At 74.2% G+C, this 19,835-nt stretch carries 18 protein-coding genes; 4 read left to right on the top strand and 14 right to left on the bottom strand.

Translation table 11 applies throughout. From position 1 onward, the window contains the following. Positions 1–367 precede the first annotated feature (367 nt). Together AB0F71_RS00455 and AB0F71_RS00450 are read left to right on the top strand one after the other, a co-directional pair. Positions 368–1,186, top strand: coding sequence for an ECF subfamily RNA polymerase sigma factor, BldN family (locus AB0F71_RS00455; protein WP_360227628.1), 819 nt, complete (start codon positions 368–370; stop codon positions 1,184–1,186). 288 nt (positions 1,187–1,474) lie between these two features. Then, the gene (locus AB0F71_RS00450) at positions 1,475–2,764 is read left to right on the top strand and encodes a DUF5667 domain-containing protein (protein ID WP_360225875.1); all 1,290 of its coding nucleotides are present in this window, start codon (positions 1,475–1,477) and stop codon (positions 2,762–2,764) included. 106 nt (positions 2,765–2,870) lie between these two features. On the opposite strand, the gene AB0F71_RS00445 is transcribed toward AB0F71_RS00450, so the two are convergent. The 7 genes from AB0F71_RS00445 to proC form a co-directional block, all read right to left on the bottom strand. Further along, on the bottom strand, positions 2,871–3,878 hold the full coding sequence (locus AB0F71_RS00445) for a lysophospholipid acyltransferase family protein (protein ID WP_360225873.1): 1,008 nt from the start codon (positions 3,876–3,878) through the stop codon (positions 2,871–2,873). A 7-nt stretch (positions 3,879–3,885) separates the two neighbouring features. Next, on the bottom strand, positions 3,886–4,977 hold the full coding sequence (locus AB0F71_RS00440; protein ID WP_360225870.1) for an NAD-dependent epimerase/dehydratase family protein: 1,092 nt from the start codon (positions 4,975–4,977) through the stop codon (positions 3,886–3,888). A 149-nt stretch (positions 4,978–5,126) separates the two neighbouring features. After that, positions 5,127–5,225 carry an AURKAIP1/COX24 domain-containing protein gene (locus AB0F71_RS00435; RefSeq protein ID WP_003948845.1) on the bottom strand — a complete coding sequence of 33 codons (99 nt, stop codon included), beginning with the start codon at positions 5,223–5,225 and terminating at the stop codon, positions 5,127–5,129. 191 nt (positions 5,226–5,416) lie between these two features. Beyond that, on the bottom strand, positions 5,417–5,626 hold the full coding sequence (locus tag AB0F71_RS00430) for a helix-turn-helix domain-containing protein (protein WP_045699258.1): 210 nt from the start codon (positions 5,624–5,626) through the stop codon (positions 5,417–5,419). A 248-nt stretch (positions 5,627–5,874) separates the two neighbouring features. Beyond that, positions 5,875–7,071 carry an acetoin utilization protein AcuC gene (locus AB0F71_RS00425; RefSeq protein WP_360225867.1) on the bottom strand — a complete coding sequence of 399 codons (1,197 nt, stop codon included), beginning with the start codon at positions 7,069–7,071 and terminating at the stop codon, positions 5,875–5,877. 49 nt (positions 7,072–7,120) lie between these two features. Beyond that, entirely contained in the window at positions 7,121–8,311 is a 1,191-nt protein-coding gene (locus AB0F71_RS00420; RefSeq protein ID WP_360225864.1) for an MFS transporter, read from the bottom strand. Positions 8,312–8,396: 85 nt separating this feature from the next. Further along, complete coding sequence (gene proC, locus AB0F71_RS00415; protein WP_360225861.1) at positions 8,397–9,224, bottom strand: pyrroline-5-carboxylate reductase; 828 nt, start codon at positions 9,222–9,224, stop codon at positions 8,397–8,399. Positions 9,225–9,417: 193 nt separating this feature from the next. Between proC and AB0F71_RS00410 the strand changes: the two genes are divergently transcribed. After that, complete coding sequence (locus tag AB0F71_RS00410; RefSeq protein WP_360225858.1) at positions 9,418–9,867, top strand: hypothetical protein; 450 nt, start codon at positions 9,418–9,420, stop codon at positions 9,865–9,867. A gap of 175 nt (positions 9,868–10,042) precedes the next feature. Beyond that, on the top strand, positions 10,043–11,392 hold the full coding sequence (locus AB0F71_RS00405) for a hypothetical protein (protein ID WP_360225855.1): 1,350 nt from the start codon (positions 10,043–10,045) through the stop codon (positions 11,390–11,392). 3 nt (positions 11,393–11,395) lie between these two features. Here the strand turns inward: AB0F71_RS00405 and AB0F71_RS00400 are convergent, their stop codons facing one another. The 7 genes from AB0F71_RS00400 to AB0F71_RS00370 form a co-directional block, all read right to left on the bottom strand. Next, complete coding sequence (locus tag AB0F71_RS00400) at positions 11,396–11,911, bottom strand: hypothetical protein (RefSeq protein ID WP_360225852.1); 516 nt, start codon at positions 11,909–11,911, stop codon at positions 11,396–11,398. Positions 11,912–12,016: 105 nt separating this feature from the next. Then, positions 12,017–13,861: a dihydroxy-acid dehydratase gene (ilvD, locus tag AB0F71_RS00395; protein ID WP_360225849.1), complete on the bottom strand. Its 1,845-nt coding sequence runs from the start codon at positions 13,859–13,861 to the stop codon at positions 12,017–12,019. Between the two features lie 170 nt (positions 13,862–14,031). Further along, complete coding sequence (locus AB0F71_RS00390) at positions 14,032–14,802, bottom strand: methyltransferase domain-containing protein (protein WP_360225846.1); 771 nt, start codon at positions 14,800–14,802, stop codon at positions 14,032–14,034. A gap of 45 nt (positions 14,803–14,847) precedes the next feature. Next, entirely contained in the window at positions 14,848–15,651 is an 804-nt protein-coding gene (locus AB0F71_RS00385) for a sugar phosphate isomerase/epimerase (protein WP_360227625.1), read from the bottom strand. Between the two features lie 621 nt (positions 15,652–16,272). Next, the gene (locus AB0F71_RS00380) at positions 16,273–17,235 is read right to left on the bottom strand and encodes a Ppx/GppA phosphatase family protein (protein WP_360225843.1); all 963 of its coding nucleotides are present in this window, start codon (positions 17,233–17,235) and stop codon (positions 16,273–16,275) included. A 121-nt stretch (positions 17,236–17,356) separates the two neighbouring features. After that, positions 17,357–18,211 carry a glycerophosphodiester phosphodiesterase gene (locus tag AB0F71_RS00375; RefSeq protein ID WP_360225840.1) on the bottom strand — a complete coding sequence of 285 codons (855 nt, stop codon included), beginning with the start codon at positions 18,209–18,211 and terminating at the stop codon, positions 17,357–17,359. Between the two features lie 158 nt (positions 18,212–18,369). Further along, positions 18,370–19,725 carry an SUKH-4 family immunity protein gene (locus tag AB0F71_RS00370; protein WP_360225837.1) on the bottom strand — a complete coding sequence of 452 codons (1,356 nt, stop codon included), beginning with the start codon at positions 19,723–19,725 and terminating at the stop codon, positions 18,370–18,372. Positions 19,726–19,835 lie beyond the last annotated feature (110 nt).

Here is a 19,835-nt window from a genome sequence, read left to right as displayed (position 1 = left end):
GAAAGTCAGGGGTTGCGGAGCCTCAAGGCTGGGAAACCGCCCGCAGTACCGCCGAATTGGTCACCCTGGGCGCCCGAACGGTCACGTTGAGCCGGATGAACGCCGACACCTCCGGTCAGTGTCAGCCGAATATGCGCAACAAATGGATCCCAAACGACCACTTCGACCACACGGTGTAGCTGTCATTGCACAAAGCGTTATTCTCTCCTGGATGCACGTCACCCATGCGTCCCGCTCGAACGGATGCCATGGGGAGTGCTCTCCGCGCAGGCGGAGGTGATCCGTCCACAGTTCTGCCTCTGGGAGTCCCGTGTACCCACCCGTCCGGAACGACGCGCCTGCACCCTCCCGCCCGTCGTCCGCGCCCCTGCGCCCCCGCACCGGCCTCCGCGGCCGCCCGGCCGAGCGGCAGATCTCCACCGGCCTGGACCTGCTGCGCACCCTGCTCCGCAGCCAGCTCGCCGCCTCGCCCCAACTCGTGCCCGCCGGAGCGCCGTTCGGCCACCAGCACGGCCCCGGCATCGCGCTGCGCACCACCGCCGCCGGCTCCACCGGCACCGGCTCGCGCGGCCGCACCGGCAGCACCGGCGCCGGCCGCAGCCGTACCCGCACCGCGCCGAGCCCCGGCTACGAGACCGAGCACAACCCGATCATGGAGCTGGTCGAGCGGGCCCAGGCCGGCGAGAGCGAGGCCTTCGGCCGGCTCTACGACCACTACGCGGACACCGTCTACCGCTACATCTACTACCGGGTCGGCAGCCGGGCCACCGCCGAGGACCTCACCAGCGAGACCTTCCTGCGCGCGCTGCGCCGGATCGGCACCTTCACCTGGCAGGGCCGCGACTTCGGCGCCTGGCTGGTCACCATCGCGCGCAACCTGGTCGCCGACCACTTCAAGTCCAGCCGGTTCCGGCTGGAGGTCACCACCGGCGAGATGCTCGACTCCAACGAGTGCGAGCGCAGCCCGGAGGAGTCGGTGCTGGAGTCGCTCTCCAACGCCGCCCTGCTGGACGCGGTGCGCCGGCTCAACCCCCAGCAGCAGGAGTGCGTGACGCTGCGCTTCCTCCAGGGGCTGTCGGTGGCCGAGACGGCGCGGATCATGGGCAAGAACGAGGGCGCGATCAAGACCCTCCAGTACCGCGCCGTGCGCACCCTCGCCCGGCTCCTGCCGCCCGACGCGCGGTGAGGCGGCAGTGACCGAGGGAGCGATAGGGCCCCGCCGGGGCCCAGCCCGGCACCGGTCCGAGGGCCCGTCACCACTGTCACCCGGCCGACACGTCCGGGTGAACGGTCGGTCCGATGATCAGCCGTGCGTAACCGACCGCCCGTACCGCTCGTTGGCCAGCGTGCAAGCCCCCACCAGGCATACGGTCAAGCCGAATTGTGACCTATCACCCGATGGAGTGGCTTTGGCCCGCCGGGGCAACCGTCCGGCAGGCCGGGGTGTCGACAACGACGAAGGGAGGTGTGGCCCGTGACGGCAAACGTGCTGGAGCACCGACGGGCGAAGGCCTTCGCCGAGGCGCTGGAGGCCCACCAGGCGGAGCAACGCCGCGCGGCCACCGCCGAATCGGCCAACACCACTGCCGCCGAGTCCGGTTCGGTGGCGATGGCCGAACTGGTGGGTCTGGCCGACGCGCTGGGGGCACTGCCCGGACCAGCCCTGGACCGGGAGGTCCGGACGGTCCAACGCGCTCAGCTGATGGCCGCGTTCGAGCAGGCCTTCGCGGGCGGGCCGGGCGCCGCGGTGCCCCGCCAGCGCCGCCACCGGGCGATCCGGACGGCGCCGCGCGGCCGGTGGAGCCGCCGCTTCGCGATCGGCGGACTGGTCGCCGGGCTCGCCGTCGGCAGCCTGGCCGGCGCGGCCGCCGCAAGCACCAACGCCCTCCCCGGGGACACGCTGTACGGCATGAAGCGCGGTCTCGAAGGGCTCCGGCTCGACCTCGCGGACTCCGACTCGGAGCGCGGCGAACTGCTGCTCGGCAACGCCGCCACCCGGCTCGGCGAGGCCAACGCCCTGGTCGGGCAGGCCGGATCGACCACCGGGCTCAGCCCCGGCACGGTCGACCGGGTCCGCCGCGCACTGGACGACATGCACGCCGACGCCCTCAAGGGCCGCGAACTGCTGCGTTCGGTCTACCGCAGCAACGGCTCGCTGGGCCCGATGCGCGCGCTGGCCGGCTTCGCCCACGACGAGGACGGCCGCTGGAGCGAGCTGCAGGGCCGGCTGCCGGTCCAACTCACCGAGCAGGCCCACCTGGTGAACCAGCTCTTCGACGACATAACCGAGGACGTCGCGCCCCTGCGCCTGGCCCAGCCCCCCGCCAAGAGCGGTGGACCGGGCGGCACCGGAGCGGGCGACGACTCCTCCTCGACCGGCTCCCCGGCCGGCACCGGTCCCGACGGCTCCGGCGCCGCACCCGGCTCCGCGCAGCCCCAGGGCGGCACGGGCAGCCGCCCCGGCACCGACCGCGCCCCGGACACCACCGGCAACGGCAGCACGGCCGGCGGCGGGGCCAAGGGCGGCGGACTGCCGAGCACCCTGCCCAGCAGTGCCCCGGACGCCGTCAACGGCCTGGTCGGCGACCTCACCAGCGGGCTCACCGGCAACCGGCCCTCGCCGAGCGCCGACGCGGCCCCGCCGAAGGCGCCCCAGCAGCCGTCCGGCACGCCCAGCACGCCGAGCGGCGCCCAGCAGGGCGTGGACGTGCCTCCGCTGATCCCCGGCCTGCTGCCCGGGCTGCGGATCCTCGGCGGGAGCTGAGCGAGGCGGTGAGGGCCCGGCGGAACGCGTTCCGCCGGGCCCTCACCGCGTCAGGTCCGCGAAAAAGACGATCAGAGAGCCCCGGCGCCTAGAAGAACCCCGGCGCCTAGAAGAACACCGACCGCCGCTGCACCAGCAGCTGGTACAGGGTGTGCTGGATGGTCTCCCGCACCTCGTCGGCCAGGTCGAAGACCAGCATCGGGTCGTCCGCCGCCTCCGGCGGGTGGCCGTCGGTGGCGATCGGCTCGCCGAAGCGGATCGTCCACTTGGTCGGCAGCGGCAGCATCCCGAGCGGCCCCAGCCACGGGAAGGTCGGCGTGACCGGCACGTACGGCAGGCCGAGCAGCCGGGCCAGCGTCTTCACGTTGCCGATCATCGGGTAGGTCTCCTCCGCCCCGACGATCGAGCAGGGCACGATCGGCACCCCCGCGCGCAGCGCCGAGGAGACGAAGCCGCCGCGGCCGAAGCGCTGGAGCTTGTAGCGCTCGGAGAACGGCTTGCCGATGCCCTTGAAGCCCTCCGGCCAGACCCCGACCAACTCGCCCCGCTCCAGCAGCGCCTGGGCGTCCTCGTTGCAGGCCAGGGTGTGGCCGGCCTTGCGGGCCAGCTCGTTGACGCCCGGCAGCACGAAGACCAGGTCGGCCGCGAGCATCCGCAGGTGCCGGCGGTGCGGGTGGTGGTCGTGGATGGCCACCTGGGTCATCAGGGCGTCCAGCGGGATGGTGCCGGAGTGGTTGGCGACGATCAGGGCGCCGCCCTCGGCCGGGACGTGCTCGATCCCCTGGACGTCGATCCGGAAGTACTTCTCGGCCAGCGGGCGCAGCAGCGAGAGCAGCACCTCCTCGGTGAGCTCCCGGTCGAAGCCGAACTCGTCGACCTCGTAGTCGCCGGTGATCCGGCGGCGCAGGAAGGCCAGCCGCTCGGTGGCCCGGCCCTCCCAGCCCTTGCCGAACAGCCGGGTGGCCGCCGGGCCGAACTGCCCGGACAGCGCCCCGCCGACGGCCCCGGCGAGCCGGTCGGCCAGGCCGGGGCCCTCCGGCGAGCTCCAGCTGGGGGCGGACTCGATCGGGATGACCTTGGCCTCGCCCGGCGCGTTCTCGGCTGCGGCACTCATCGCGGGTTCAGCTCCTCGGGCGGCGGGTCGGTACGGCGTCGGTGGCCTCTTCGGGGCCGAGCAGGGCGGTCAGCCGGTCGGTGACGGCGGCCAGCCGCTCCGGCGGCAGCAGGCCGGGGCCCAGGGCGGCGGCGAAGTCGGCGAAGGCCTCCGGCGTGCTGAACGCCGGACGGTAGCCGAAGGTCTCCCGCAGCCGCGTGGTGTCCACCACCCGGCCGTGGGTGAGCAGCCGCAGCTGTTCCGGCGAGACGTCCACCAGCCGGGTCTGCCGGGCCAGTACGGCCATCCAGCTGACCGCGGGCAGCAGCAGCGGCAGGGTCGGGCGGCCGAGCCGGCGGGCGCACTGGGAGAGCAGCAGCACGCCCTCCCCCGCCACGTTGAAGGTGCCGGTGTTGACGGTGCCGGGCTCGGGCTCGCCGACGGCCCGGCAGAGCACCGCGACGGCGTCGTCCTCGTGCACGAACTGCAGCCTGGGGTCGTAGCCGAGCACGGTCGGCAGCACCGGCAGCGCGAAGTACTCGCTGAGCGGGGTGTCGGCGCCCGGGCCGACGATGTTGGCGAAGCGCAGCACCGTCACCGCGACGTCCGGGCGGCGCCGGGCGAAGCCGCGGACGTAGCCCTCCACCTCGGCCGCGTCCTTGGCGAAGCCGCCGCCGGGCGGGTCCTTCGGCTGGATCCGCTCACTGAACACCGCCGGGTCGCGGGGCGCGGAGCCGTAGACGCCGGTGGTGGACTTCACCACCAGCCGGCGCACCCCGGGTGCCTTCTGGCAGGCGCCGAGCAGCTGCATGGTGCCGATGACGTTGGACTCCTTCACCGCGGAGCGGTTGGTGGAGCCCAGGCCGGTGGCGCTGACGCTCAGGTGCACCACGGTGTCCACCCGGTGCTCGGCGATCACCCGGGAGACCGCGGGGCGGCGCAGGTCGAGCTGGTGGAAGGTGTACGGGGCGGCCGGTCCGTCCGGCTCCTCGACCGGCAGCCGCGGCGGCTGCACGTCCACGCCGACGACCCGGTCCACCCCCGGGCGGCGACGGACCTCGGCGGCGAAGCGGGCACCCAGATGGCGTGCCACGCCGGTGACGAGCACGACCACGCCCACGGTGCTGCACCCCATTCCCTCGGCCCGAGCGGCTGCGTGCACCGTACCGCGCCGCCCCACCGGGCCGTGAAACGACACCGCCCGCCCAGGCCGCGAGGGCCTGGACGGGCGGTGGAAGCGCTGGGCGCGCTGGGCGCGGCCGGGGGCGCTTACTTCTTGTTGCGACGCTGAACGCGGGTCCTCTTCAGAAGCTTGCGGTGCTTCTTCTTGGCCATACGCTTGCGACGCTTCTTGATGACAGAGCCCACGGAACAACCCTCGCTCACTGAGACTCTCGTCCGTGAGAGACGGAGTCCATACGACTGACGTGAGGGCCTAGCCTACCGTCCGCGTGGGCCGGGCCGTAATCGCGCTCCCCCGAAGCAGGAAACTCGCGGGAAATCCGGGGCGAACGGGGACGGATCCACGGGCTGTGGACCCGCCCCGGCCGACCCCGGTGCTACGCGCTCTCGAGCCGCACGTACGACTCCTTGAGGTACTCGTGCACCGCCTGCTGGGGCACCCGGAAGGACCGTCCGACCCGGATGGCCGGCAGCTCTCCGCTGTGCACCAACCGGTACACGGTCATCTTGGACACCCGCATGACCGCGGCCACCTCGGCCACGGTCAGGAAGACGACTTCCTGCAGGGGACGCTCGACGGAACTCATGACCATCACCCGACCCTTACCCGTGTGCAAGGCACCGGCTTCCCCTCCGGTGACTCCACCGGCACACGTGTATCCCCAGAGTAGTTATGGGTGGTACCAGTGGGAAGAGGGGAGGTGCAGTCCTCGTACGGTGAGAGATAGGACTGTTGCAGTACGTAGTCACTCGGCGGTTCGCCCCAGGGGGCGTACGCACGGCCCTTCCGGCGCGCGGCCGGGGTACGGGCCGGGGTACGGCCGGGGCGGCGGATTCAGGCCAGCAGACCGTGGTGGGGGAACACCGCGCGGCGGGCCGCGAGGATGGCCTGATCGAGCCGGTCGGCCGGATCGTAACCCGAGTCGAAGTCGCGCCAGGACGGGCGGGCGCCGTCGGTCATCCGCAGCGGGGCCGGGCGGCGGGTGCGGCGGTAGACCTCGGCGCGCCAGGACTCGGGGGTCTCGGTGGCCGGGTCGACGGGCCGGCCGGCGGCGGTGGCGACCAGGTGGGTCCAGCTGCGCGGGACGACGTCCACCACGGCGTAGCCGCCCCCGCCGGTGGCCACCCAGCGGCCGCCGGTGAGCCGGTGGGCCAGTCCGTGCAGTTCCTCGGCGATCAGCCGCTGGGCGTCCACCGTGACGGCGAGGTGGGCGAGCGGGTCCTCCAGGTGGGTGTCCGCGCCGTGCTGGGTGACCAGGACCTGCGGCCGGAAGGCGGTGAGCAGTTCGGGCACCAGGGCGTGGAAGGCGCGCAGCCAGCCGGCGTCGCCGGTGCCGGCCGGCAGCGGCAGGTTGGCGGCGGAGCCGGGGGCGTCCGGGCCGCCGGTCTCGGTGGGCCAGCCGGTCTGCGGGAAGAGCGTGGCCGGGTGTTCGTGCAGCGAGACGGTCAGCACCCGGGGGTCGTTCCAGAAGGCCTCCTGGACGCCGTCGCCGTGGTGGACGTCCACGTCGACGTAGGCGACCCGCTCGGCGCCGAGTTCGAGCAGCCGGGCGATCGCGAGGGCCGGGTCGTTGTAGACGCAGAAGCCGGAGGCCTTGCCGGGCATCGCGTGGTGCAGCCCGCCGGCGAAGTTGACGGCGTGCGGGGTCTCGCCGTGCCAGACCGCCTCGGCGGCGGCGACCGACTGGCCGGCGATCAGCGCGGCGGCCGAGTGGACGGCCGGGAACGACCAGTTGTCGTCGGTGCCGAGCCCGTGCCGGGGGTCCGACTGCTCGGGGTGGGCGGCGGCGTGCTTGACCGCCTCGACGTACTCCTTGGTGTGCACCAGCTGCAGGGTGGACTCCCCCGCCGCCGGTGCGGACCGCACGGTCACCCCGGGCCCGGTGGCGAGTCCGAGGGCCTCGACCAGGCGCATGGTCAGCGCGAGCCGGGTCGGGTCCATCGGGTGGCCGGGGCCGAAGTCGTAGGCGGTGACGGCCTCGTCCCAGTAGAGGTGCAGGCCGCAGGAGGTGTCACGCTCGGCTTCGGGCATGGCCTCCACCGTAGTGGGTGGCGGCGGCGGGCCCCGCCCGCCCCCACCGTCAGGCCAGCTCTACCGCCGGAGCGGGGGCGAAGCGCTCGGCCAGCGGCAGCACGGCGAGCACCAGCAGCATCGGGGCGAGCAGCGCCCAGCGGTAGGAGCTCGCGTCCGCGATCGCCCCGACCAGCGGTGAACCGATCAGGAAGCCCACGTAGTTGAAGAGGTTGAGCCGGGCCACGGCGGCGTCCGAGTCGGCCGGGAAGAGCCGGCCGCCGGCGGCGAACACCTGCGGGATGATCGCGCAGATGCCGAAGCCGAGCACGGTGAAGGCGGCGATGCCCGCCCAGGCGGCGGGCGCCAGCGCGGCCAGCGCGAAGCCCAGTGCGGCCAGCGCGGCGCCGCCGCGCACCACCGGCACGGCGCCGAAGCGCTGCACCGCGCGGTCGCCCAGGGCCCGGCCGAGCAGCATCGCGACCATGTAGCCGAGGTAGGAGAGCTTGGCGAGGTCCTCCCGGCTGCCCAGGCCGTCGGTGAGGTACTTGACGCTGTAGTTGGAGACCGAGGCGTCCGCGATGTACGCGAAGGCCATCGCCAGGCAGAGCGGCAGCAGCGGGCGCCAGGGGATGGTCCGGGCGGCGGCCTCGGCGGCCTCCCGGACGGCGTCGCCGAGTTCGGCCGGCCCGGCGAAGCGCGTGCCGGTCAGCACCGCGAGCGGGGCGACCACCGCCGCGGCCGTGCCGAACAGCAGCGGCAGCCCCAGGTCGTAGTGCGAGCCGAGACCGGCGATCGCGGCACCGAGGATGCCGCCGAGGCTGAACGCGGCATGGAAGCCGATCATGATCGAGCGGCCGTAGCGGTGCTGGAGGCCCACCCCGAGCATGTTCATACTGGCGTCCAGTGCCCCCACCAGCAGCCCGAACGCGCCCAGCGCGAGGGCGAGTTGCCACAGCGAGTCGCCCAGCCCGGCGCCCGCCAGACTGAGGCAGACGGCCGGCTGGACGACCCGCAGCACGGCCCGGGCGCCGGTGCGCTTCACCAGCTGCTCAGAGAGGATCGAGCCCACCCCGGCCAGGATCGGCACCGCGGCCAGGAAGACCGGCAGCAGGCCGTCGCTCAGCCCGTACCGGTGCTGGATCTCCGGGATGCAGGTGACCAGCAGCGCGAAGGTGGTGCCCTGGAGCAGGAAGCTGACGGCGAGCGCGGCCCGCCCGACTCTCAGGCCGGGCGGAACGGTCGGGGACACGACGCTCATGCGGGACCTCGCTACTGGCCGGTAGAACGATGTTGGCCGAGAGCGTAGGGGGTGCGCCGCCTTTGCGGGAGGGGTCGTGCAGCGGTCACTTCCCGCCGGAGGCCAGCTCCCGGGAGCGGTCCCGGGCCGCCTCCAGGGCGCCGAGCAGCGCGGCCCGCACCCCGTGGTTCTCCAGTTCGCGGATCGCCGCGATGGTGGTGCCGGCCGGGGAGGTGACCGCCTCGCGCAGCTTCACCGGGTGCTCGCCGGAGTCGCGCAGCATCACCGAGGCGCCGATCGCGGACTGCACGATCAGGTCGTGCGCCACCTGCCGGGGCAGGCCGAGCAGGATGCCCGCGTCGGTCATCGCCTCGACCAGGAAGTAGAAGTAGGCCGGGCCCGAGCCGGACAGCGCGGTGGCCGCGTCCTGCTGGGCCTCCGGCAGCCGCAGCGCCTTGCCGACCGAGCTGAAGATCTGCTCGGCGCGCGCCAGGTGCTCCTCCCGGGCGTGCGAGCCGCCGGAGATGACGCTCATCCCCTCGTCCACCAGCACCGGCGTGTTGGGCATCACCCGGACCACCGGGGTGCCGGCCGCGAGCCGCTCCTCGAACCAGGCGGTGGGGACGCCGGCCGCCGCCGAGATCACCAGCCGGTCCGGGCTGATGTGCGGGGCCAGCTCCTCCAGCAGGGTGCCCATGTCCTGCGGCTTGACCGCGAGGATCAGGGTGTCGGCGAGCTTGGCGGCCTCGGCGTTGGAGACGGCCACCACGCCGTAGCGGTCGGCGAGTTCGGCCGCGCGCTCGGGGCGGCGGGCGGTCACCAGGACGTCCGCCGGATCGGTGCCGGCCCGCAGCAGACCGGAGAGCAGGGCCTCGCCGATCTTGCCGGTGCCCAGGAAGGCGATCTTCTGTCCGTGTGCTGCGCTGCTGCCCATGGTCCGCTCCTTACCTCGGTACTGCGGCCATCCTCGCACCGTGCGGCGGCGCCCGGCCGGACCGTCCGCTCCGTGGGCGGCGGGCCCGGCAGTGGACGGGAGGGGCCGGAAGGCCTGGGTGCTCTGCCCCTAGGGAGAAAACTCGGGGGTTTCCCCTATGGCCTCCGGGCCCGGGCGGGCGCACCGTGGAGCCATGGCACACGACGAGATGTCCCGACGTGAGAACCGGCAACTCGCCGCCGCCTCGGCGACGATGGGCCCGTGGCGGACGGCCGCGGGGGTCGGTGCGGTGGTGGGCGCGACCGCCCTGGGGGTCGAGGCGATCTCCGGGGACTGGTCACTGGCCATGCTGGCCGGACCGGCCGGCTGGGCCCTGTTCTTCCTCTTCCTGGTCGGCACCGTCGGCGGTCAGCTGCGCCGCGACACCACCGACCGGCGGCTGCGCCGCTGGGCCGACGCGCACCCGTGGCAGTCGGCTCTCCCGGCGGCCGGCGGGCTGCTGGTGCTGAACACCCTGGCGCAGTACTTCCTGGGCGACAGCGGGCTGTTCGGCTCCTTCTTCATCTCGCTGCTGCCGGCCGGCCTGCTGCTGGTGATCGCCGGAGTGGTGGGTTCGGTGAAGCAGGCCCGCCGCAAGGGCTGAGGCCTCCCCCGGCCGTCCCCCGGCCGTCCCCCGGCCGTCCCCTGGCCGTCCCCCCGGTCGATTCGGGGCAGGTTTCCGGACAAAGAGCGGTGAACCTTCCCGCCGGGCACACGGGTCCACCACAGGCCGTGCCCCCGATCAACGGATCGTCACACCCCGTCGGCATACTGGCGCGATGCCGATAGCCGAAGATCCGGAACCGCGCCCCTCCGAGGGTCGTGAGCCGGACGGGTCCAACCCGTCCGGAGCGGGCGGGAAGGACCCGTTCGCCGACCTCGTCCTGGACGAGGAGTTCATCAAGGGCGCCACCGTCAAGGAGCAGTCCGGGCGCACCAGGATGCTGTCCGCCCGGTGGAAGCACACCCCGCCGGTCGACCCGGGCGGCCGCCGCTCGGTCAACGACGGCCCGCCGCCGGCCAGGCGCCGGTTCGGGCGCAGGCCCAAGGTCCGGCCGGTCGACCCGTGGGGCAACGTCCGTCAGGCCAAGCGCCGGGGCGGCCTGGAGTGGCGCACCCCGCTGTTCGCCGTCCTGGCCGTCGCCGTGCTGCTGGCCGCGCTCAACATCGACGGGCTGCGCAACTGGCTGCACGACGGCGACTCCTCGGCGGCCCACGTGCCGGTGCCGACCGTCGCCCCGGAGACGGCCAGACCGACCACGGCCGCGCCGACCGTGCCCGCCGACCAGCCCACCGTGGCCCACCCCTGGGCGGGCTCCCCCGTCGAGGGCTGGCCGAACGGCGCGGACGTCTTCGTGCTGCCCGAGGCCAAGGCCACCGGGGTGTTCTCCGCCGACCAGGTCGCCGACCAGCTGCAGCTGGTCAAGGACTACCTGATCGCCGGCAACCTGGACCCGAAGGTGGTCGCGGGCGGCCGGCCGGACGCCGCGCTCGCGCTGCTGCAGCCGGAGGAGCGGGACATGGCCACCACCGCCCTGGACCACCCGTCCAAGGAGACCAACCCGACCAGCTGGTTCAGCCGCTTCGACCCGCGCGACGCCGTCCCGGTGGGCGAGGTGATCAAGGTGCAGGGCTGGATGACCTTCGAGGGCGACGGCGACAGGGGCGTCCTGGTCCACACCGACTTCAGCTACGTGTACCCGCTGCGCCCCGGCCCAGAGGCCGCCAAGCGGGCCATGACGCCGGTGCCGTCGGCCGGCGCCCCGCAGCCGGCCGCGCCCCAGGGCGGCACCGCCAAACCGGCGGGCCTGCTCACGCCGGTCGACGCCCCGTCCGGGGACACCTGGACCGCCCGCACCATCGTCCGCCGGGTGGACACCTTCCGCTTCTACGACCCGGCCCGCTACCGGGTCGCTCCCAAGAAGATCGCGTACGCCAAGAACCAGACCGACCCGGCCAACTCGGCCTGTGGCGTCTACGACGGCTTCTTCCACCCGGAGTTCGCGCAGTTCGACGAACTGCGCGCGGAGGACCCGGGCCCCCGGTCGACCGGTCCGGCGGAGGACCCGTACGACCGCAGCAAGGACATCCCGCAGACCGAGGGGTGCGGCACGGTCAGCCGCACCTGACGCTCAGCGCCTGCGCTTGCCGCCGGGTCGGCCGCCACGGCCGGCCCGGCGCTTCTCGTACTGCTCGACGGCCGTGCGGTGGGCGGCCCGCCGGACCGCCTCGCCGGGGGCCTCGACCAGGCTGCGGACGAAGTAGGCGGCCAGGCTGCCGGCCCCGCCGATCAGCCAGACGGCGCCGAGCGACTTCTCCTCGGCCATCCAGCCGGTCAGCTGGTCCCTGCCCACGGTGAGGACCTTCCAGGTGCGCCGGACGGCCATCATCGAGCAGACCGCGATGGCGGCGGTCAGCAGCCCGTTCAGGAAGCCGCCGCCGCTGTCGGAGAGCGCGACGCCCTCGACGCCGAGGCGCAGCACCAGCACGGCGGCGGCGGTGGCGGCCAGGGCACCGGCCGAGACGCCGACCCGGCGCAGCCAGTAGCCGTTGTCCCGGTTGAGCCAGGAGGTGCCGAAGAAGCGGATCGGCTCCGGCTCGGGGGCGCCGGCGGGCTTGGGGGCGGGGGTGGGGGGCTGCTCGCTCACGTCGTCGATTATCACCCGGGTGCCGGCCGTGGCACCGCGCCCGGTGGACGGACGGCGGCGGAGCCGTCCCGGACCGCGGGACGGCTCCGCCGTGGCCGGCCGGGCTCAGCCGAGCTTGCTGACGTCCCGGACCGCGCCCTTGTCGGCCGAGGTGGCCATCGCCGCGTAGGCCCGCAGCGCCTGGCTGACCTGGCGGTCGCGGTTCCGCGGCCGGTAGCCGTGCCCGGCCTCCAGCGCGCGGCGGCGCTCGGCGAGGACCTCGTCCGGGACCTCCAGGGAGATGGTCCGGGCCGGGATGTCGATGGCGATGGTGTCGCCGTCCTCGACCAGCGCGATGGTGCCGCCGGAGGCCGCCTCCGGGGAGGCGTGGCCGATGGACAGGCCCGAGGTGCCGCCGGAGAAGCGGCCGTCGGTGACGAGCGCGCAGGCCTTGCCGAGGCCGCGGCCCTTGAGGAAGGAGGTCGGGTAGAGCATCTCCTGCATGCCGGGGCCGCCCTTGGGGCCCTCGTAGCGGATGACGACGACGTCGCCCTCCTTGACCCGCTTGGCGAGGATCGCCTCGACCGCGTCCTCCTGGGACTCGACGACGACGGCCGGGCCGCTGAAGGTCCAGATCGACTCGTCGACGCCGGCCGTCTTCACGATGCAGCCGTCCTCGGCGAGGTTGCCGTACAGCACGGCGAGGCCGCCCTCGACCGAGTAGGCGTGCTCGACGCTGCGGATGCAGCCGCCGGCGGCGTCGGTGTCCAGCGACTCCCAGCGCTCGGACTGCGAGAAGGCCTCGGCGGAGCGCTTGCAGCCGGGGGCGGCGTGCCACAGCTCGACGGCCTCGGCGGAGGGCGAACCGCCGCGCACGTCCCAGGTCTTGAGCCACTCGGCGAGCGAGTCCGAGTGCACGGTGTGGACGTCCTCGTTGAGCAGCCCGCCCCGGTACAGCTCACCGAGGATGGCCGGGATGCCGCCGGCCCGGTGGACGTCCTCCATGTAGTACGAGCCGTTGGGCGCGACCTTGGACAGACAGGGCACCTTGCGGGAGATCGCGTCGATGGCCCGCTGGTCGAAGTCCAGCTCGGCCTCCTGGGCGGCGGCGAGCAGGTGCAGGATGGTGTTGGTCGAGCCGCCCATGGCGATGTCCAGGGCCATGGCGTTCTCGAAGGCGGCGCGGGTGGCGATCGCGCGCGGCAGGACGGAGGCGTCGTCCTGGCCGTAGTGGCGGTTGGTGATCTCGACGACCGTGCGTCCGGCCTTCTCGTACAGCGCCCGGCGGGCGGTGTGGGTGGCGAGGACGGAGCCGTTGCCGGGCAGCGAGAGGCCGATCGCCTCGGTGAGGCAGTTCATCGAGTTGGCGGTGAACATGCCCGAGCAGGAACCGCAGGTCGGGCAGGCGTTCTCCTCGATGATCGCGATGTCCTCGTCGGAGACGTTCTCGTTCACCGCCTGGGAGATCGCGTCGACCAGGTCCAGCTTGCGCACGGTGCCGTCGACCAGGGTGGCCTTGCCGGCCTCCATCGGACCGCCGGAGACGAACACGGTCGGGATGTTGAGGCGCAGCGCGGCCATCAGCATGCCGGGGGTGATCTTGTCGCAGTTGGAGATGCAGATCAGCGCGTCGGCGCAGTGCGCGTTGACCATGTACTCGACCGAGTCGGCGATCAGGTCGCGCGAGGGCAGCGAGTAGAGCATGCCGCCGTGGCCCATCGCGATGCCGTCGTCGACGGCGATGGTGTTGAACTCGCGCGGGATGCCCCCGGCCTCCTTGATCGCCTCGGAGACGATCCGGCCGACCGGCTGGAGGTGGGTGTGGCCGGGGACGAACTCGGTGAAGGAGTTGGCGACCGCGATGATCGGCTTGCCGAAGTCCTCGCGGGCTACGCCGGCGGCCCGGAGAAGCGCCCGGGCGCCTGCCATGTTGCGACCGTGGGTGACCGTACGGGACCTCAGCTCGGGCACTGTGCTCCACTCCTTCGGGGCTCTCGCCGGCGCCCCGCCGGTGAGGGGGCGCGGGGGCCGTTGTGGCTTACGAGCCTACGCCCGCCGTCCGGCCGGCGGACGGCGCGTCCGCGATGCGGGCAGTCGGGGCAGGGCCCCGGGCGGCGGACCGGCGGACCGGCGGCTCGCGGTCAGGCCGGCTTGACGGCCACGGTGAGGTCCAGGCTGAACGGTTCTGCGACCACGCCGTCCGGGAACTCGACGGCCATCGCCTCCCGCTCGGCGGCCAGCACCGGGGCGCGCTCCTCGGGGCTGAGCGAGGCCAGGTAGGAGCGGGAGGTCAGGTCGGTGAGCACGTGCTCGACGGTGACCTGCCGCTCCCAGTGCAGCACCGTCCGCTCGACCACCAGGCCGGCCGGGGCGAAGTGCCGGGTGTGGCCGCTGATCCCGCCGTAGCCGCGGTAGCGGCCGGGCAGCGCGGCGGCCAGCCGCTCGGCCCGGGCCCGGACCCACGGCACGGTCTCGTCGTGCAGGTTCCACCAGGTGGCCAGGGCGCCGCCCGGCCGCAGCACCCGGAGCGCCTCCGGGATGGACCGCTCGGGCCTGGTCCAGTGGAAGGCCTGGGCGTAGCCGATCAGGTCGGCGGAGGCGTCGTGGAAGGGCAGGTCGTCGCCCGTCCCGCGGACCAGCGGCAGGGCCGGCGAGGAGGCCAGGAACTGGGCGGCCATGCCGTCGCTGGGCTCGACCGCGACGACCTCGGCACCCCTGGCGGCCAGCAGCCGGGTGGCGATGCCCGTCCCGGCGCCGACGTCCAGGACCCGGGCGCCCTTGAGGCCGCGGCCCCAGAGCCGCTCCACCGCGTCGAACAGCTCGTCGGGGTAGCCGGGGCGGCCCTGGTCGTACTCGGCGGCGACCGCGCCGAAGCTCATGGCGAGTTCCCGGTATTCCCGATCCTCCGTCATGTATCCCCCTCCGAGCGGAAGTTCGGGCCCGGCCGGGCCCGGTGCTCAGCGTACGCGCGAGGGGGTGGCGAGGTGCAAGCGGGTGAAGGCGAGGGCCTCGGCCAGGTCGGCCTCGCGTTCGGCGGGGGACGCGGAGCGGCGGGTGTTGACCTCCAGCACCACATGGCCGTCGAAGCCGGTGCGGGCGAGGTGCTCCAGCAGTTCGGCGCAGGGCTGCTTGCCCCGGCCGGGGATCAGGTGCTCGTCCTTGCCGGAGCCGCTGCCGTCGGCCAGGTGGACGTGGGCGAGCCGGTCGCCCATCCGCTCGACCATCTCGAAGGCGTCGATCCGGGAGGTGGCGACGTGCGAGAGGTCGATGGTGAAGTGCCGGTACTCCTCCTCGGTGACGTCCCAGCCGGGGGCGTAGGCCAGCACCTCGCGGTCGCGGTAGCGCCACGGGTACATGTTCTCGACGGCGAAGCGGACGTCGGTCTCGCCCGCCATCCGGTTGATGCCCTCGACGAACTCGCGGGCGTACTGCCGCTGCCAGCGGAACGGCGGGTGCACCACGACGGCGCCGGCGCCGAGCTTCTCGGCCGCCGCCCGGGCCCGGACCAGCTTGGTCCACGGGTCGGTGGTCCAGACCCGCTGGGTGATCAGCAGGCAGGGGGCGTGCACGGCCAGGATCGGCAGCTGGTGGGCGTCGGAGAGGCGGCGCAGCGCCTCCAGGTCCTGGCTGACCGGGTCGTTCCAGACCATCACCTCGACCCCGTCGTAGCCGAGCTTGGCGGCCAGCTCGAAGGCGACGGCGGTGCTCGCCGGGTACACCGAGGCGGTGGACAGCGCGACCTTGGTGTCCGGGATGTGCAGGGTCGGGTGCTGGGGCAGCACCAGCCGGTCGGTGGTGCGCAGCAGCGGCGGGCGGGCGGCGTCGCGCTTGGCGGCCTTCACCGAGCGGACGGACTGGACGGCGGCCTTGGCGGCGCCGGCGGCCCGGGCGGTGCGGGTCTCCTTGGGCGGCTGCCCGGCGGTCCCGGTGGCGGCCTTACGGGCCGTGCTCCGCTTGGTCGGGGTCTTCGCGGTCTTCCCGGCCTTCCCGGCCTTCGCGGTCTTAGCGGCGGTCGGCTGCTCGCTCTGCTTCTGCTCCGTGGCGGCGGCCGTGGCCTTCTTCGCGGTGCGTCGGCCCGCCTCGACGGCCTCGGCCCCCTTGGCCGCCTTGGCGCTCTTGGCAGCCTTGGCAACCTTGACCTTGGCGACCTTGGCCACCTTGCCGGCCTGTGCCGCGGTGGCGCCCTTGACCGCCTTGCCGAGACCGGCCTTGCCGAGCCGGCCGCGCGGGCCGGCCGACCGCGGCTGCCCGTCCGCTCCGGGAGCGCGGCCCTCCTGCGTTCCGTCCTCGCCCGCTGGTTGCACCACGGGAGACAGCGTAAGCGGAGCGCGCCCCGAACGGGGGCGGACGCCCGGCGGAGTGACCGCCGGCACGCTCCCCCGCTACTGGGTGAGCGCGGGGCGGCGCCGGTCGGCGGGGCTGTCCATGGCGTCCAGCTCGCGCAGGATGATGCCCTCGCGCAGGGCCCACGGACAGACGTCCAGCTCGTCCAGGCCGAACAGGTCCATCGCGGCGTCCGCGACCAGGGCCCCGGCCAGCAGTTGCTTGGCCCGGCCCTCGGAGACCCCGGGGATCTGCGCGCGCTCGGCGACGGTCATCGTGGACAGCCTCGGCAGCCAGGCGGCGAGCCCGCTGCGGGTGAGCCGGCGCTCGGCGTACGGGCCGGCGTCGGCGGGGGCGGCGCCGGTCATCCGGGCCAGCTGCTTGAAGGTCTTGGAGGTGGCGACGGCGTGCTGCGGCGCCCCGAGCCGGGAGATCTCGCCGACCACGTTGGCGATCTCGGCGCGGACGTGCCGTCTCAACTCGCGCAGCGCGTCCGGTTCGGCGACGTCCCCGGGCAGCCAGCGGGCGGTCAGCCGCCCGGCGCCGAGCGGCAGGGAGCAGGCGACGTCCGGCTGCTCGTCCAGGCCGCAGGCGATCTCCAGCGAGCCGCCGCCGATGTCCAGGTTGAGCAGCCGGCCCGAGGACCAGCCGAACCAGCGCCGGACGGCCAGGAAGGTGAGCCGGGCCTCGTCCTGCCCGGAGAGCACCCGCAGTTCGATCCCGGTCTCGGCGGCGACCCGGCGCAGCACCTGCTCGCCGTTGGCGGCCTCGCGGACGGCCGAGGTGGCGAACGGCAGGATGTCGACCACGCCCTTGTCCTCGGCGACCCGCAGCGAGGAGGCGATGTGGCCGATCAGCCGGTCGACGCCGGCCTCGCCTATCGCGCCGGAACCGTCGAGCAGTTCGGCCAGGCGCAGTTCGGCCTTGTGCGAGTACGCGGCCAGCGGGGCGGCACCCGGATGGGCGTCCACCACGAGGAAGTGGACCGTGTTGGAACCTACGTCGAGCACACCGAGTCGCATAACTCTCCACGCTACGCGATCCGGCCCTGGAGGAGATCGGTTGTGACCGTATTCGCGCTGGTCCAGGTCGTTCCCGACCGTTCCGGGTGCGATCGGTGGGTGCTCCCCGACCGCCGTGCGCTCAGTGGCCGCGCGGGCCGGCCCGGCGCTCGGTGCGGCAGTTGGCGTCCACCCAGCGGCGGGCCGGGCCCGGGGTGTCGGTGATCAGGCCGTCGGCGTCCCGGGCGGTCATCAGCTGCCAGGCCTCGTCACCGTCCAGCGTCCAGACGTAGACCTCGCGCCCGGCCTTGCGCTCGGCCGCGATCCGGGCGGCAGTGGCCAGGCCCGCGTCCAGGGCGATGCCGTCCAGTTTGAGGTCCCCCGGGTCCTCGGCGATCCCGCCGCTCTGGATCAGCACCACCGGCAGGGCGGGGGCCACCGCGTGGGCCTGGCGCAGGTTGGCGACCGAGAAGGAGTAGAGCACGATGTGCGCCCGGCTGCCGGCCGCCATCCGGGCGATCCGGGTGACGTCCTCGGGGCGCTGCCACTTGAGCTCCATCAGCAGCGTGGCGCTGCTGGTGGAGAGCCGCGCGAGCAGTTCCTCCAGGGTCGGGACGGGCTGGGCGCCGCCCGGGCCGACGGTCACCCGCAGGGCGGCGACCTGGGCGGCGGTCAGGTCCGCGACGGCGCCCTTGCCGTTGGTGGTGCGGTCCACGGTCGGGTCGTGCATCAGCACCGGGACGCCGTCCCGGGTGGTCTGCACGTCGGTCTCCAGCCAGTCCGCGCCCTGCTTGAGGGCGGTCTCGAAGGAGGCCATGGTGTTCTCGGGCGCGTTGAACGGCGCACCCCGGTGCCCGATCACCACCGGGGACGCGCACACCGGCGGCGCGGCGGGCGAGCGGGCCTGCAACGCGGGACCGGCGGAGGCGCACCCGGCGGCCAGGACCGCGAGCGCGGCGAGGACGGCCGTCTGGGCGGCGCGGGGCGGGGCGGTCACGGCTCGGTGCTCCGGTTTCGGTCGCTCGGGGTCGGCTGGTACGGGTCATACGCGGTCATCTGATCCTTTGATCCTTCTGACAGCCCCGCACCGACGTCCGGTTCCCCGGTCCGCCGGGATCGCCGGGATCGGCCGGTTCGACACGGCCCGCGGCCGGATCAGAGCAGGCCGTCCCACAACTGTTCCACGATGACGGCCCACCAGTTCTCCGGATCGCCGTAGACCGTACCGTCCAGCTCCGCCAGCCCCCGCTGCAGGGCGTCCACCGCCGTGCCCGCCGCGGCCGGGTCCAGCCCGCGCAGGGTCGGCCACCAGCCGGCGAACAGCTCCAGGCAGCGGACGAAGGCCCGCAGGTCGGCGTTGCAGTGACGGGCCGTCGCGTAGTCCGGGTCCACCGCCCGGACGGCGCCGTCCGCCGGGTCGAGGGTGATCAGCGCCCAGCCGTCCGTCCCCAGCACCAGCTGCCCGGCCGCCGCCGTCCGCTCCCGCTCGGCCGCCCGGGTGCCGCGGCCGAGCGCGGCGAGGTACGGCGCGAGCGGGGGCAGCACGGTGCCCGGGCGGGAACCGTCCGCGATCGCCTCCGCGCCCGGGTGGTGCAGCGCGAAGAAGCCGTCCACCGCCTTCGGCAGCCCGACCGCCAGCAGCAGCGCCGCCGCCTCCCCGGGCAGCTCGGCGCGCACCACGTCCGCCGGATCGAAGCGCTGGACGCCCGCCGGACCGAACCGCTCGGCCAGCCGCTGCGCCAGGGCGGCGTCCGGCTCCGCCGGCAGCGGCGGCACCGCCCGCGGGAACGGCACCCGGTTGCGCCCCGGCCCGGCCGGCGCGTCCGGCGCGTCGTGCCCGGCGTGCCCGGCGTGCCCGGCGTGCCCGGCGTGCCCGGCGTGCCCGGCGGCCAACTCCCGTACGGCGGCGGCCCGGTGGTCGAAGCGCGGGCCGTACGGCAGGTCGAAGTCCAGCCGGACGTGCGGCAGTTCGGCCGCCAGCGCGTACGACCAGTAGCCGCCGGGCAGGGCCGCCATCCGCAGGTCGGTCCGCACCGCCAGCACGTCCTCCGCCGCGACGCCCCGCTCCCGCAGCCACCACCAGCCGCGCAGCGCCGGATGCGGCAGCCCGGCCGCCGAGCGCAGCGCCAGCGCGCGGGTGGCGCCGGTGCCGTCCCGGTAGGTCAGCTCGGCCCGGGCGCCCCGGCCGGTGGCCGGCGGCCGGGTCGGGTCGTGGCCGCCCGCGCCGACGAAGTCCCGGTAGAGCCCGACCACTTCCTCCACCGGAACCGACGGCCAGACCGTGAACCGCCCGCTCTCCCGGTCCACCACGGCGCACGCGGCCCCGACCTCCTCGGGCGCCCGCCGCTCCCCCGTCCGCGGGTCCACCTCCACCCGCGGCGGCTCCGCCCAGACCACCCACCCCAGCTCGAACTCGTGCGCGCACACCCGCCGCGCCACCCCGGCCCCCTGCGGCAGATCCCCGTTGATCCACCGGTGCCCCGCCTCCACCGCCTGCGCCCGTGCGATCACCCGTACACCCCCGTCGTCGAATCGGACCCCATCATCGTCCAGCCCCGATCATCCAGCCCCGATCGGCTACCGGGGGAATCCGCCGAAGGAGGACGCCGGTACCGGTCCCG

Origin of the sequence: Kitasatospora sp. NPDC028055 (assembly GCF_040637885.1) — a bacterium.
Classification (GTDB): Bacteria; Actinomycetota; Actinomycetes; order Streptomycetales; family Streptomycetaceae; genus Kitasatospora.
Note: the sequence above shows the minus strand (reverse complement) of the source record. Positions and strands in the feature narration are given on the sequence as shown.